We start from the raw sequence: 14,490 nt of genomic DNA, 5'->3' as shown, positions 1-14,490 counted from the left end.
GGTTTGAGTTAAATTACTATTACAAATAGGTCTACCTATGTTTAAAAAAATGTCGTTAAAAAACAAACTGGCGATTTCAGCCAGCGCTGCCATTATTCTTGGGGGATTACTCGTTGAAGCATTGTCGTATCGAGCTGCACTGGAGCGATTAGATATTGATGTTGAACAACGATTACAAAGTACCACCGCTTCTTATAATCAGTATGTGACGGACTGGTTACTGTCGAAAGAGCGTGCTTTAACCTCGCTGTCGCAAGATGCCGAGAAACAAGCCATCGTGACACATTTAAAACAAGTTCGAGATTCTGCAGCGTTTGACAACGTATTTCTTGCTTACCCCGACGGTTCGCAAAACAACGCTAATGGTGTCATCTTGCCGCCGGGGAACGATGATCCGCGCAAATGGGGCTGGTATACAAACGCTAAAGCAAACCCATCAAAAGTGTTTATGGATAACCCAACCGTTGCTGCGGCAACGGGCGCTAATGTGGTTTCATTAGGTAAGGCACTGAATTTAAATGGCCAACAAGTCGTTTTAGGCGCCGACGTAGAAATTACTGACATCCTCAACAGCATGAAGCAAGTTATTTTGCCGGGTGAGGGATATATGTTTATTGCTAACGATAAAGGCAATATTTTTACCCATAGTGATACTAAGCTGCTCAATAAAAGTGTTTCTGATCTGGGTTTAAATTTCGCTGATATCCGCCAAGCGATTGCGAAAAGCAGCGATTTATTGGTGGATATTCGAGGTGAGGAGTATGTTCTCTACGCCCGAAGCATCAACGGAACGAATCTCAGTACTGTTGTGGTCATCAATCACGATTCGCTCATCGCACCTTTATCTGAAGCTACCTTCAGCCAGCTCATTGTTACTGCCGTTGTCGTCATACTCTGTACTCTGCTGTTCAACTTATTGTGTAATATTTTGTTCCGTCCTTTGAATAATGTTTCTCAAGCGTTGGCACAAATTGCAAACGGTAGTGGTGACTTAACCCAACGTATTGAAGTAGAGAACAGCGATGAAGTAGGTGAATTGGCCAGAAACTTCAATACCTTTGTGGAAAGCTTACAACAACTTATTGGCCATATTCGTCACCAGTCTCATCAATTGGAAGCGCAATCAGAACATGGCGCGCATCGCGCTAATCAATCGGCATCAGAGCTTAGTCACCAGCAGCAAGAAATTGTGATGGTCGCTACTGCGGTCACTGAAATGGCGTCGGCAACGCAAGAGATAGCCTCTCACGCAGAGCAAACGGCAAAAGCGGCGCAAGACTCGGCAACCAGCACCAACAATGGACATGCCTTGGTGATTCATACCAAAGGCTCGATCAATAACTTGGCAAAATCAGTGAGTGAGGCCAGTGGCGTGATTGCCGCACTAAACCAACACGCGCAAGAGATTTCGACCGTACTGGCAACCATTCAAGGCATTGCAGAACAAACCAACTTACTTGCGCTGAATGCGGCTATTGAAGCTGCGCGAGCCGGTGAGCAAGGCCGAGGTTTCGCAGTGGTAGCAGACGAAGTCCGTGTGCTTTCTCAGCGCACCCATACTTCTACCGAAGAGATAAAATCAACCATTGATACCCTGCAAGAAACCACTAAACGTGCGGTATCGTTGATGCAAAGCAGCTCAACGCTCGCTGAGAACTCAGTGGAAGATGCCGATAAAGCATCCGGTGCGCTTGAAGAAATTAAAGCAGCGGTTGCCTTGATCAGTGATATGGCGACGCAAATTGCGACGGCAGCCGAAGAGCAAACGCATGTGACTAGTGAAATTACACAAAATGTTACTTCTATCAAGGATGTGACGGAGCAACTGGTCATTGGTGCAGAAGATAGCTTGAGCCAATCCAATGAACTCAAGCAGCAAGCGGAAGAGCTGAGTGCAAAAGTAGCGACATTTAAATTAGCGTAACGGTTGTTTCTTTTTTGTTCAAAAGGCTCTGCGGAGCCTTTTTTTGATCAGATTGTTATGTTTTCTCACTTGGTGAGAAAGCAAGTCTGTTATTAATCTTAAATTCTCGATATATAAGAATCATAGTTGAGGCGTGGAATAAATGAGGCTAAAAAGAAAACATGAACGAAACGAAATTATCGGCCAGCCAAGTTAATGAAAAGTCACTGCAATTATTGATGCAAGTGGCGGTAAATGAAGAGCCAGTATCAGCGAAAACCTTGAGCGAACAATTGCAAGTTCCGCTGAGTAGTTTGTACCGACATCTGAAGATTTTGAAAGAGTGGAACTTGATTGAAGAGAGCCCACACGACAAAACGTTGATCATCGGTTCGGCGGCTCTACTTTTAATGCGCAGTTATGAAACGAGTCAACACAATTTAGATGCAGTCGATGCGGTGTTAAGTCGATTACAGAAACAGACAGGCGAAATGGCGGCATACATGGTTCCGGTGGGATACCGAGCCTTGTGCGTTAGCCAAAAAGAAAGTATGCAGGCACTTCGATGCAGCTTCGTCCAGGGTCAAAGTCAACCCCTGCTTCGAGGTGCCTCATCTAAAGTGATGTTGGCGTATTTACCCGCTCCGCGCTGTGAAAAAATTCTTCGTTATTTTGGTGAAGACCACCAAATGGAAAAATGGCAGACAGAGTTGGAAAAAATACGTCGTAATGGGTACGCCGTGAGCACGTCAGAAATTGATCCTGGCGTTTCCGGAATTAGTGCCCCCGTAATGAAAGGGAGTAAGTTGATCGGCGCAATTTCAGTGATGGCTCCAGCCCATCGTGTTGAAACCAACAAGCAGCGGATCATTTTACATGTATTACAGGCAGCAAGAGCGTTGCCACCAGAAAGGTAATTCATAATGCTAAGTTTATTCAAACGCTACCGTATGAGTCGTACACAGAGCCAACCCGCTTATCCATTCACGTTCATGACACTCTGTGAACAGATAAAGCCAATGTCTCAAGTAGAGTTTGAATTTGCTCAGCAGAGCCTTGAATTTGCATCAGATTGGCTCTATCAGCGTCAATCCACGCCTTGTTACTCTGATGCGGGACATATAGTCGTCAAAGATAAAAATGCCACCCGTTTTCAAGACACCTTGAGCCATCAATTAGCACTGAGCTCAGTGCCCGTCGTACTAGCGAATTGTCACGAAATGCTGCTCAATGCATTACCAGTGATGGCTTTTGAGAATGACGAAGTTGGTATTGTGAGTATCGGACATCATTTTGAGCTGAAACAAACGCTGGACCTACAAGTTGGCTCTGCATTTCATTTTGCACTCTCTCGCTATAACAATACGCGCCTATTTTGTATTGGAATTGATGAAATGCATCAATCCAACCAAGTGTGGGAGTATGCAGAAGATTTAGGCTGTGATTGGTTAACGCTGAATGAGTGTGGTTTTCGTCATCGTAATCAACTAAAAAGCCAATTAGGTCACTACATAGAGCATTGTGATCAACTGATCGTGACGATTGATTTAGCCTCTTTAGTTCCGGGAGTGGGGGTTGATGAGAACAACGCGTTAGATAACCAAATGGTACTAAGAACGTTAAGGCAATGTGCGCTTTCGGGCAAGGTAAAGCTTATCCAACTGGTGGGGGCGAAGGATAAATTGATTTATTCTAAGCAGACCAAAGAAATTTTAGATGAGCTATGTGCTTTATCGCCAGATGTGATCCACGCTGCGTAGTGACATATTGATTCTCATACATACCAAACAAAAACCCCCAGCTGTCTGGGGTTTTTGTTTTATGGAACTCAACTATTTGAAGTATGCTAAGTGTGTTGTTCGGTTTTTAGTATTAGGTTAATGAGCACTAAACTTGCTGAGTGATAATGAAGTGGCTTGTGCTTTCTGGAAGAGCTCTTTACTACAATCGCTCATCACTTTGCTGTCATTAAGTAGTTCGAGTGAATGTTGATTAAGATTGCTCAGTTGCGTTAGCAAATCTTCAACATGTGACAGTTGCTCATCAGATGAATTGACCGCTAAGTGGTTGGCGTTATTCGCTTGATTAACATCCTTGATCGCTTGGCTGACTAACTCGTTACTACTTTCAATAGCTTCAACGCAACTCATTGATGCATTGACACTTTCCCCCATGTAGCCGATCAAGTCTTTCGAAAAGTTACTAAGCACGGTAAGGATCTCTTCCACTTGGTTGGTTGAAGAGGATGTTTTTTCCGCTAGGTTACGCACTTCGTCTGCCACGACGGCGAACCCGCGACCATTCTCACCCGCGCGAGCCGCTTCAATGGCCGCATTGAGCGCAAGCAGGTTTGTTTGATCAGCGATCGTACGGATGATCTGTAAGATATCGGTGACTTTTTCAACCTGGGCATTTAGGCTCTCAGCGGTTTTTGCTGTTACTTGTGACTTTTCTGCTAGGTTTTTATTTTCACTTAATGCATGTTTAAGTTGTTGTTGACTTTCTTGCCCAGAAATAACGGCTTGTTGTAAAGACAGCGACGCAGTATTGATATTCTCAGTGACTGACGCAATGCTTTGCCGAGCACCTTCACCAATTTGTACTGATTGCGCAATTTCCCGCTGCTGACCATTAATATTGTGTTCTAGCTGCTTCACTTGTCGTTCAACAGCTTTCGTAACATCAGTGACATTGCAGATGTTTTGTTCAATAGGGTGGAAGGTGTGTTCCACTTTTTCAATGAACATATTGATTGCTGTGGCAAGGTCACCTAACTCGTTATCTTTGTTAAATGGAATTCGTTGCTTGAGGTCACACCGACCAGAAGCCAATGATTCACATAAGTTTTTCAGCTGATTTAAAGGATGCAGTAGAGCGCTCCTCAAAATAAAAAACAAGCCAATAAAAGTAATCAACACGAAGGTTATGCCAATTGAAATGGCCCATAGCCCCAGTTCCTTGGAAATGGCATTGACCTTGTCAAATTGCCACTGAGTGACTAAGTAACCCACCAATTTTGCTTCCTTGCCCGACGTTAATGGGTTGATGATGATCACGTGTTGTGTGCTTTGTTCAATAATGATGGCGTTGGTTGATGCTTGGGTCAGTGCATTTTTTATATTGACTCCGCTAGGAGATACGGACTTCTCATTTAATTGATAGAATAAAGATCCATCTGCAAGGAAAACCGCTATATGTTTGAGTTCTTTATTGCTGCTATCGACAGCGACTTTAACCCGCTCTTCCAAGCTCTCTACTTTGTTAAAGCGCACCGAAGTGGCGACGTTTTCAGCTAGAGAAGCCGCCATTTGTTGATAAGTTTGAGCGCTCAGCGAGTACATCACTGTGGCACTTTTCGACCATAGAGCATAGGAAATAGCAATCAGCGATACAACGCTAAGTAGCGACGCACTTGCCACTACCAACCGACTAATACTAAGTCTCATATAGAGTAATCCTGATCAATGAGTTAAAGAGCTTCTACGTTAACGCCGATGGTGATGGCACCAATCACTTTCCCTGAGCTAGGGTCAACCACGCTGTGGCTTATCTGTGACTGAAACATTTGGGTCGACTCATCTTCTTCTATCTCACCAATTAGATATGCGCTTGGACCTTTAAGGTAGGTGTCTTGCCACTTTTCCTCATCTCCTTGCCAGTAGTCAGAAGTAATCTCGCTTTGGGCGACATTCAGCCCTTTGTTATCCATAGCAAAGATCTCCGTAATTAGCCCGTTGCTAGCTTGTTGAATCGATTTAAGTTCAGAAGATGCGGGGGAAGAGAGCAGTTTGTTGATCAGTGGAGCATCGGTTTGGCCCACTTGGCTACGCCAATCCTTGTCGAGTTGATCAATTTGCATTTGAGTTAGGTTAGCGTGTTGAGCGTTTTGAGCATTAATGGCTTGGATTAAAACGGGATTAGCAATGATTTCAGCCACCTTGGTATCAATGAAGTTTTTTAGCGCCCCTTCAAACTCATTAGCAAAGGAGGAAAAGGAGAAACAAGCGATCAGGCAAATAAAATATTTCATAACAGACTCCAGTCGAGTTAGGTATTTTGCGTTGTGTATAAGGTATGTAGTGATCTTAGATGTTCATATTCATCCATATGCACTTTGAGCCTAGTTTAAGAATAGAAAACTGTAAAAAAATAGGTGTGATTTGAGCGCATGATCAAATGAATATTCATCTCTTGCCAAACAAAACAAAAAACTATCCGTTTTGACAATTGACAAGCTTGATGGCGGTTCCGGTTGTATTGTTTTCTCGACGAGGTCGGTTAGAAAATATCGATTTGGAGTGATACTTGTGGTGACCCAGCTGTGCTGAATGGCTTATTTAGCTAACGCATAGATTTTATTTTTTAACTCACTGTCACCGTTAAGCAATGTAAATTTAACTTATTTGTCACGATAGACCGCTAAGCTGCTTGCAAAATCCAATAACAAGACAAGTAAAGTCAAGGAGCAAACATGTGGAAGCGTGAAGAGCAAGAGTCTCAATTTAGTGAAATGATCGAAGCGAGACTCTCTCGCCGCCGTTTTATGGCGGGTAGTGCGGCAGTCAGTGCAGGCGCGTTTTTATCTTTAAATCCAGTTGCTAAGGCTGTGGCGGCAAAGTCGAGCTCTTCACTGCTCAATTTTGAAGCCATTCCTGTCTCAACGGCAGATGCCATCGTTGTTCCTAAAGGGTATAAAGCGACCCCGTTGATTTCATGGGGTGACCCCATTTCTGTTGATGCTCCTGAGTTTGACCAAAGTGGTAAACAAGATTCACGAGCACAAGAGCTTCAATTTGGTGATAACACTGATGGCATGAGCTTCTTCCCAATTTCGGATGATCGCGGTGTACTTGCGATTAATAATGAATACACCAACTACGAATACTTGTTTGATCACAAAGGTAAATCGATGACAGCAGATGATGTGCGTAAAGCGCAAGCTGCGGTCGGCGTTACTGTCGTTGAAGTGATGAACAAAAATGGCCAGTGGACGGTTGACCGCGCAGGGAAGCGTAACCGTCGTATCACGGCAAACACACCAATGTTGCTCACAGGGCCAGCTGCAGGCCATACGCTAATGAAAACCGCCACTGATCCTAAGGGCTTAAATCCACTGGGAACTTTTAACAATTGTGCGAATGGTCAAACGCCGTGGGGGACATACTTAACGTGTGAGGAGAACTTTGATGATTTCTTTGGTAGTAACCAAGATGGCGTGAAGTTAACGGCTGATCATAAGCGTTATGGTATTGAAGCCAAACCCAGTGATTATCAATGGCACCAACATGATGAGCGTTTTGACGTTGCGAAAAACCCCAATGAGCCAAACCGCTTTGGTTGGGTGGTGGAAATTGATCCGAACGATCCAACATCGACGCCACTTAAACGCACGGCGTTAGGCCGTTTCAAACATGAAAATGCGGCGCTTACTCTCAACAAAGATGGCCATGCTGTGGTCTATCTGGGGGATGATGAACGCGGTGAACATCTATACAAATTCGTTTCAAAAAATCGCTACCAAGCTGGTAACGATGCGGCGAATCGCAATTTATTAGAAGAAGGAACCCTCTTTGTCGCTAAGTTTGATATGAATGAGGAAGAACTGAAAGGCTCGGGAAAATGGCTTGAACTGACCTTTGGTAAAAATGGTTTAACGCCAGAAAATGGCTTTAAGGACCAAGCCGAAGTGATGATTTTTGCTCGCCGCGCAGCGACTCAAGTGGGTGCTACGACAATGGATCGTCCTGAATGGGTTGCGATTCACCCTGATAATAAGCACGTGTTCTGTACACTGACCAACAATAAAAACCGAGGTAAAGAGGGGCAACCTGTTGGTGGTCCTAACCCTCGCGCTAAGAATAACTATGGCCAGATTCTGCGCTGGATGCCAGCCAATGAGGATCACACTAGCACTGTGTTTGCATGGGATCTGTACTTGATTGCGGGCAACCCAACGGTACATAAAGGCGATCTCTATGCGGGCAGCGACAATATCTCAGCAGACAACATGTTCAACAGCCCAGATGGTATCGGCTTTGACAAAGCGGGTCGCTTGTGGATTCAAACCGATGGCAACTATTCCAACAAAGGGGATTTTGCCGGGCAAGGCAACAACCAAATGTTGTGCGGGGATCCAATTACTGGTGAAGTGAGACGTTTCCTAACTGGGCCGATTGCTTGTGAAATAACAGGGTTAACTTTTTCACCGGATCAAAAAACCATGTTTGTTGGCGTTCAACACCCTGGGGAAGATGAAGCGCCATCGCATTTCCCATACGGCGGAACCACCAAGCCGCGTTCGACAATTATGATGATCACTCGTGAAGACGGCGGGGTGATTGGCGCATAAGCCCTGATCATTTTCCTCTGAAGGGAGCTGCGGCTCCCTTTTTAACATTCCTGCTGTCGGTCAACGCTGTTGCCATCATCCATTCACGGTCTTGGCGCCTCCTATCTTGCACGAAAGAGGACGTTGTTTCGGTTAGGCAGGACATGGTCTGGTTTGCTTTTCCTACACGTTATGTATGAATTCTTTGTGTCAGGGAAATAAGTAAAAAGGGTGAGATCGGGGCGATTATTTTCCCTCAAATTGACAATTGCTTGATACGTTCTTTGCGTGCCGTCCGTTATTATGCTGATCTTCAATAATCCAGCGGTGTCTATTGAGCGTGAAAAAGCAAATCCAAATGAAAAAATCGGGCTTAGTACTCTTAGCCTTGTTCTCGTTGCTGTTAGTTCCCATCTCATTGGTTGGGTCTTCGATTGATTTGACCACGCCAGTGAGCGAGGGCGTCGGTGCATTTTTTACCTATTTAACCGATTCGGCTGGTTGGCAAGGTTTTGGCTTTACCTTTGCTTTGTTGGCTTTTTTGGCAACACGGACAGCGACTTCCCGCATTGAACTGCTTAACCGCATTATTCAAATTGGCTTGTTATTGGTGATTGGTATGGCTGCCAAAACGGGTTTAAAACATCTGACAGAGAGCCCTCGTCCATACACCGAATTAATGACGTATGAGTTACTTATCCCAAACCCTGCGCATTTTTATAAATTGAGTGAATTACAAAAAGAAAGTGTGATGACCGACATCGCAACCCAAGTCAGTGACTGGCGTTTACGTCATTGGCAGGGTGAAAAGGACTATTCATTTCCTTCTGGCCATACGATCTTCGCTGCTATCTGTCTGGCTTTCTTTGGTGGCCTGTTTATTGAACAAAAGCGCTATATTTTTGCGGCGGGTCTACTGCTTTGGGCCTGTGGGGTCGCCTTTAGCCGCTTATGGTTAGGGATGCATCGTCCGGTTGATTTATACGGTTCCTTGCTGTTTGTCAGCATGATTTACCTTGTGATACCCAAAGTGTACCCCTTAGATCACCCTAAATTAAAACCACTATTAACGCGTCTTCATCTCTGTTAACGGGTCACAAGTCATCATAAAAAAGCCAGCACATTTAAACGTGCTGGCTTTTTTGTGATCACATTCAATCACATAAGTAACGGCAATCAGGCAAAGAAGGAGGAAGCCACACCAATCAAACCACCGAATACTCCACCCCAAACAACCAACCAGCCAAGGTGCTGTTTAATCATTTTCTGTACCATCTCTTTCACCAATTTAGGCGTGAGTTCATTGAGACGTTGATCGATGATGTTTTCGATGTTAGCGGTGATCTCTTCAATCATCTCAGGAGCTTCTAACTGCTCTTTGAGCGCTTGTTTAACGCTATCGCTTTGGCTGATATCAATCATAGATTGCTGCATTTTTTCGACAAACGGTTGCTTGAGTGGTTGTAGCGCGTCGGTTCCACCAAACATCGCCAGCATGCCGCCAAATGGAGAGTTTGCAATCACTTCGACCAAAGAATCAAAGGTTGGGTTGAAGTCAACTTTGGCAATCACAGGCTCAAGATCCAACGTTTTACTGCCCGTCATCTCTTTACTGAGGAAGCGGTCAATATTGGACTGGGTGAAAAATTGCTCCATCATCAGGCTCTTGATTGCGGTTTTGAACTCTTCAAAGCGAGCAGGTATCACACCCGAGCCATATAGTCCTGGCACTTTTTCAAACAGCATGTGAATCGCAAGCCAGTTGGTGATTGCGCCAGAGAAGGCAAATAAGCCCGCATACAGCGCAATAGTGTTATCCAGTTGATAGCCCGCAGCAAGGAGCGCTAGCGCAATGATATTAGTGAGTAAGCTCTTGTTCATAATCCAAATCTAGTTAAATAAAGGGAATGGGCGAATTCTAAGGAAAAAGAGTGAATTGTGGAAGCATCAACGGAGCGCAAACTCCGTTGATAAACCATTAAGCAATCTCAACGTCGTCGCAACCGATAAAGCCACCCGTTTGGTGCGCCCATAGGTGTGCATAAATGCCGTTTTGAGCGATCAACTCTTGGTGTGTGCCTTGCTCAACGACGTTACCTTTATCGAGTACAATCAACCTGTCCATTGCGGCAATGGTTGATAAACGGTGAGCAATGGCAATCACGGTTTTGCCTTGCATCAGCTCATTTAAGCTCTCTTGAATTGCCGCTTCCACTTCGGAGTCGAGTGCGGATGTGGCTTCGTCGAGTACCAACAGTGGCGCATCCTTTAACAGCACGCGGGAAATAGCAATTCGCTGGCGCTGGCCACCAGACAGTTTTACGCCGCGCTCGCCCACTTGCGCATCATAGCCTAGGTTACCAAATGGGTCGGTGAGTGTTTCGATAAACTCATGTGCGTGTGCCTGTCGGGTGGCTTGCAGCAGTTGTTCTTCACTTGCATCAGGGTTGCCATACAAAATGTTATCGCGGATCGAGCGATGCAGCAGTGAAGTATCTTGCGTCACCATACCAATTTTGCTGCGCAACGAATCTTGGGTGACCTCATTGATCGCTTGTCCATCGATACGAATTTGCCCACCTTCAACATCATGAAAACGAAGCAGTAAATTGACTAAAGTCGATTTTCCAGCGCCAGAACGCCCTACTAAACCCACTTTTTCACCCGGTTTAATGGTCAGGTTTAAATGGTTAATAACGCCTTTATTCTCGCCATAGTGGAAACTCACGTCATCAAATTCGATGCCACCTTGTGCAACCTGCAACGGTTTTGCGTTGGGTTTATCTTCAATGGTGATCGGTTTCGAGAGGGTTTTCATGCCATCCACGACTGTGCCCATGTTTTCAAAGAGTGCACCGACTTCCCACATGATCCATTTCGACATGCCATTAATGCGCAATGAAAGGCTGATCGCAATCGCGATTGCACCAATACTGATGGCACTCTGCATCCATAGATAAATCGAAGTCGCCGCAATCACGAACACCAAAATATAGTTAGCGAGTTCAACGCACAGGTTAAAGCCAGTCACTAAACGCATTTGGCGGTGAACTGTGTCTAAAAAGCTCTCCATGCCTTGTTCGGCATAGTCGGTTTCTCGGCGGGTGTGTGAGAACAATTTGACCGTGGCAATATTGGTGTAGCTATCGACAATGCGCCCTGTCATGGTTGAGCGAGCATCGGCTTGTTCTGATGCCACTTTTTTAAGCTGTGGTACAAAGTGAAGTTGAATGCAAATGTAGGCCGCGAGCCAGACGAGCATCGGCACCATTAAACGCCAGTCTGCTTGCGCCAACATCACCACAATCGCAGTGAAATAGACTGACACATAGACAAACACATCCAAGGTCTTCATCACTGTTTCGCGGATGGATAACGCCGTTTGCATCACTTTAGTGGCAATTCTTCCCGCAAAGTCATCTTGGTAAAAAGAGAGGCTTTGCTTGAGCAGATAACGGTGCGCTAACCAACGGATCGACATGGGATAATTGCCGAGCATAGTTTGGTGGATCAACAGTGAATAGATGCCAATCAAAAGTGGCATGATCACGAGTACCAAAATAGATAAACCGATCAAGGTGTCTCGGTTCTCAGTTAGGAAAGTCTCTGGGTTACTGGATGAGAGCCAATCCACCAGTTGGCCCATAAAACCGAACAGTGATACTTCAACAACGGCAATTAACGTGCTGATTAACGCCATTAAAATGAGTGGTTTTTCAAAGCCGCGCGTGTAGTAACGACAAAAGGCCCATAAGGTCGCAGGAGGCTGTTTGGGTTCCTCTTTGGGAAAGGCTTGGGTAAAGCTTTCAAATTTTTTATACATCGAAAATCCTTATGCCAATTCTCGCTAAAGTATGAGAGACCAAAAGCCTAGAACGCGAGAATCTAACGTTGAACTCCTATAAGGGGAGCAAATGATGGAGTAAGCCGAACAGAAGTATAACGAAATCACAACATAAGTGGCGGATTACTTTTCGCGTTTGGCTCTAGAAAACGGCGCCTGATTAATACGGTGGTTAATGCCGCAAGCATCGGCTCGAATGGTCAGTAACGTCCATCGGATGAAAAAATGAAGCGAGTAAAATATCGTTATCGACGATAAGAGAACCATAAACGAGTTGCGTTACTTTTAAGTGAGTTTTTACTGTGAATATTTTTTGAATAATGGTGAATATTTGTAGGTGTGATGAGGATTTTGCCGTAATTTTTAATGTGAAAAGTAGTTTTCTCAGTAATTAATAGGAGTTATTCGATGAAATAACCCAAAATTCAGTCAATGTTATTTTAACATTATGCTTACAATTGGCCTAAAGTGAGTAGAAGGGAAAGTTTCTATGATGTTGCAGGAACAAGTGATCACACAGCTAGCCGTGAATACGGTGCAAAATGCCAATTGTGTCGTAATGGTGCCGCCAAAAGAGTTCAAATTTAACGCTCAAACGGCACAAGATAATGAATTTCAACACCAAGTTGCATTGAGTACCGCACAAGTTCGTATCCAAGCCATGGCCGAATATCAAAGCATGGTTGAGACACTGCGTCTCGAAGGCGTACAAGTAGTGGAGTTTGATTACCCATTATCTGAAGTGGAAACGCCAGATGCCGTCTTTCCCAATAACTGGTTTAGCACTACGCCAGAGGGAACTTTGTTTACCTTTCCGATGGCTTGTAAAAATCGACAGCAAGAAGTGCGCCCACAAGCGTTGGTTGAAGCTCTTACTTTGTCAGGCCGTAAGGTATTGGCGCAAGATTCGTTGCTCGCGTATCAAGACCAGCAGGCTTATCTTGAAAGCACCGGTGTGATGGTGATGGATCACCTTAATCGAACCATCTATTCGGCGTTGTCACAGCGCTGCGACCGTGAAGTGCTAGAGGAGTACGCCAAACGTATCGGTTATGATCGCGTGGTCTCTTTCCAAACGGCGTTGCCTTCAGGCCAACCGGTTTATCACACCAATGTGATGATGGCGGTTGGTGAAGCATTCTGCGTGATTTGCGATGAAGTGATCCCGGAGTTTGAACGTCGTTTTGTGGTTAAATCACTGGCCAAAGATAAACAGATCATCTCAATTTCACTTGAGCAGATGAACTGTTTCTGCGGCAACATTTTACAATTAGAAACGGCGGCAGGAGATAAAGTGATCGCTATGTCACAATCGGCGTTTGATGCCTTTTCGCCGGCGCAGCGTGCGCAACTGGCCAGTCACGGTAAGTTGCTGCCGTGTAATGTGAAGACCATTGAGGATATTGGCGGTGGTTCGGTGAGATGTATGTTAGGGGAAGTATTTTTGCCTGCTATTGGCTAAGATTGATGTACTCAACGCCATTTTTGCCATTTTTCTTCACCTGATACATTGCTTGGTCGGCCAATTCATATAAGGTTTCAAAAGTATGCGTTGAGGTTGTGAATTGGCAAACACCAATACTAAAGCCAATTTGCACTTCTCCATGGCTTAATTTTAGTGGTGAATAGGCTTTGGTGAGCAAACTATCGATAAACTGCTTTAACGTTTCTGTGCTTTGATTGATGCACAAGAGGACAAACTCATCGCCGCCCAAACGAGCAATCGATGATGGTTGAGGCGCATTTTCTTGAAGCCATTGAGAAACTTGGAGCAGCACGAAATCCCCAGCTTGGTGCCCAAGATGATCATTGACGGTTTTAAAGTCATCCAAATCGATAAAAATCAGTGCCGCAGGGTGTTCGACAAGATCATTCATCTCGTCAAACTTAGTTTCTAACGCCTTTCGATTTAATAGGTTGGTTAATGGATCTTGCGCGGCGAGTTTGGAGAGTTCTAATTCATAATGTTTTTCATTGGTAATATCCGTGTGGGTGCCCATCATGCGCAGCGGCTTTCCATTCTCATCATATTCAACGATTCGGCCGCGATCCGACACCCAGCTTTGACCTCCATCTTTGCGGATCATCCGGTGTATGACCTGATAGGTGTCAGCCTTGCCATTCAAATGGTCCTCAAAAGCGCCCACGGCTAAGTCATAATCATCGGGGTGGAGTTTGCTTTTCCAAATGTCGACGGTGGCGTCGAGCTCGTGTGATTGATAGCCAAGCATATCACCCCATTCTCTATTGAATATTTTAAGGGTTCCGCTAGGAATGTGTTGTTCCCAAAGACAAAGTCCAGTGCCTTCTAGCGTTGCATTCAGTTTTTCTTCAAGAGAGCTGTTTTCTTTTTTGAGATGCTCAACTTGCTCTTCAAGCTGCTTGATTCGTTTTAAGTACTCTTCCATAAACCGT

Annotated in this window: 11 protein-coding genes; 6 read left to right on the top strand and 5 right to left on the bottom strand. The window is 44.8% G+C overall.

Annotation, left to right across the window (positions count from 1 at the left end; genetic code table 11):
* Window positions 1–37 precede the first annotated feature (37 nt).
* The 3 genes from AACV12_RS13095 (at window position 38) to AACV12_RS13085 (ending at window position 3,663) form a co-directional block, all read left to right on the top strand.
* Window positions 38–1,924: a methyl-accepting chemotaxis protein gene (locus AACV12_RS13095; protein ID WP_094124805.1), complete on the top strand. Its 1,887-nt coding sequence runs from the start codon at window positions 38–40 to the stop codon at window positions 1,922–1,924.
* Between the two features lie 161 nt (window positions 1,925–2,085).
* Entirely contained in the window at window positions 2,086–2,820 is a 735-nt protein-coding gene (locus AACV12_RS13090; protein WP_010316838.1) for an IclR family transcriptional regulator, read from the top strand.
* A gap of 6 nt (window positions 2,821–2,826) precedes the next feature.
* Window positions 2,827–3,663, top strand: a complete 837-nt coding sequence (locus tag AACV12_RS13085; protein ID WP_013868324.1) for an arginase family protein — start codon at window positions 2,827–2,829, stop codon at window positions 3,661–3,663.
* 117 nt (window positions 3,664–3,780) lie between these two features.
* Here AACV12_RS13085 and AACV12_RS13080 read toward each other — a convergent pair whose 3' ends face one another.
* Both AACV12_RS13080 and AACV12_RS13075 read right to left on the bottom strand, forming a co-directional pair.
* Entirely contained in the window at window positions 3,781–5,349 is a 1,569-nt protein-coding gene (locus AACV12_RS13080; RefSeq protein ID WP_013868325.1) for a methyl-accepting chemotaxis protein, read from the bottom strand.
* Window positions 5,350–5,372: 23 nt separating this feature from the next.
* Window positions 5,373–5,933, bottom strand: coding sequence for a hypothetical protein (locus AACV12_RS13075; RefSeq protein WP_047688797.1), 561 nt, complete (start codon window positions 5,931–5,933; stop codon window positions 5,373–5,375).
* A gap of 441 nt (window positions 5,934–6,374) precedes the next feature.
* On the opposite strand from AACV12_RS13075, the gene AACV12_RS13070 reads away from it, so the two are divergent.
* Together AACV12_RS13070 and AACV12_RS13065 are read left to right on the top strand one after the other, a co-directional pair.
* Window positions 6,375–8,252 carry a PhoX family protein gene (locus AACV12_RS13070; RefSeq protein WP_170900461.1) on the top strand — a complete coding sequence of 626 codons (1,878 nt, stop codon included), beginning with the start codon at window positions 6,375–6,377 and terminating at the stop codon, window positions 8,250–8,252.
* Window positions 8,253–8,565: 313 nt separating this feature from the next.
* Window positions 8,566–9,321, top strand: a complete 756-nt coding sequence (locus AACV12_RS13065; RefSeq protein ID WP_094126670.1) for a phosphatase PAP2 family protein — start codon at window positions 8,566–8,568, stop codon at window positions 9,319–9,321.
* 86 nt (window positions 9,322–9,407) lie between these two features.
* Here AACV12_RS13065 and AACV12_RS13060 read toward each other — a convergent pair whose 3' ends face one another.
* On the bottom strand, window positions 9,408–10,112 hold the full coding sequence (locus AACV12_RS13060) for a DUF445 domain-containing protein (protein WP_013868329.1): 705 nt from the start codon (window positions 10,110–10,112) through the stop codon (window positions 9,408–9,410).
* Between the two features lie 97 nt (window positions 10,113–10,209).
* Entirely contained in the window at window positions 10,210–12,054 is a 1,845-nt protein-coding gene (locus tag AACV12_RS13055; protein ID WP_013868330.1) for an ABC transporter ATP-binding protein, read from the bottom strand.
* 511 nt (window positions 12,055–12,565) lie between these two features.
* Between AACV12_RS13055 and AACV12_RS13050 the strand changes: the two genes are divergently transcribed.
* Entirely contained in the window at window positions 12,566–13,537 is a 972-nt protein-coding gene (locus AACV12_RS13050; protein ID WP_170900460.1) for an arginine deiminase-related protein, read from the top strand.
* On the opposite strand, the gene AACV12_RS13045 is transcribed toward AACV12_RS13050, so the two are convergent.
* Window positions 13,527–14,483 (bottom strand): diguanylate cyclase domain-containing protein, encoded by a 957-nt coding sequence (locus tag AACV12_RS13045; protein WP_026028163.1) that lies wholly within the window; start codon window positions 14,481–14,483, stop codon window positions 13,527–13,529. The two genes, AACV12_RS13050 and AACV12_RS13045, sit on opposite strands and share 11 nt — an antisense overlap.
* Between the last annotated feature and the right edge of the window lie 7 nt (window positions 14,484–14,490).

The sequence above is a fragment of the Vibrio sp. 2-2(8) genome (assembly GCF_963888495.1).
Classification (GTDB): domain Bacteria; phylum Pseudomonadota; class Gammaproteobacteria; order Enterobacterales; family Vibrionaceae; genus Vibrio; species Vibrio anguillarum.
Note: the sequence above shows the minus strand (reverse complement) of the source record. Positions and strands in the feature narration are given on the sequence as shown.

What these genes read in the sequence shown, in the direction of transcription:
- AACV12_RS13095 (WP_094124805.1), top strand. Translation starts at nt 38, where the DNA reads ATGTTTAAAAAAATGTCGTTAAAAAACAAACTGGCGATTTCAGCCAGC.
- AACV12_RS13090 (WP_010316838.1), top strand. Translation starts at nt 2,086, where the DNA reads ATGAACGAAACGAAATTATCGGCCAGCCAAGTTAATGAAAAGTCACTG.
- AACV12_RS13085 (WP_013868324.1), top strand. Translation starts at nt 2,827, where the DNA reads ATGCTAAGTTTATTCAAACGCTACCGTATGAGTCGTACACAGAGCCAA.
- AACV12_RS13080 (WP_013868325.1), bottom strand. Translation starts at nt 5,349, where the DNA reads ATGAGACTTAGTATTAGTCGGTTGGTAGTGGCAAGTGCGTCGCTACTT.
- AACV12_RS13075 (WP_047688797.1), bottom strand. Translation starts at nt 5,933, where the DNA reads ATGAAATATTTTATTTGCCTGATCGCTTGTTTCTCCTTTTCCTCCTTT.
- AACV12_RS13070 (WP_170900461.1), top strand. Translation starts at nt 6,375, where the DNA reads ATGTGGAAGCGTGAAGAGCAAGAGTCTCAATTTAGTGAAATGATCGAA.
- AACV12_RS13060 (WP_013868329.1), bottom strand. Translation starts at nt 10,112, where the DNA reads ATGAACAAGAGCTTACTCACTAATATCATTGCGCTAGCGCTCCTTGCT.
- AACV12_RS13055 (WP_013868330.1), bottom strand. Translation starts at nt 12,054, where the DNA reads ATGTATAAAAAATTTGAAAGCTTTACCCAAGCCTTTCCCAAAGAGGAA.
- AACV12_RS13050 (WP_170900460.1), top strand. Translation starts at nt 12,566, where the DNA reads ATGATGTTGCAGGAACAAGTGATCACACAGCTAGCCGTGAATACGGTG.
- AACV12_RS13045 (WP_026028163.1), bottom strand. Translation starts at nt 14,483, where the DNA reads ATGGAAGAGTACTTAAAACGAATCAAGCAGCTTGAAGAGCAAGTTGAG.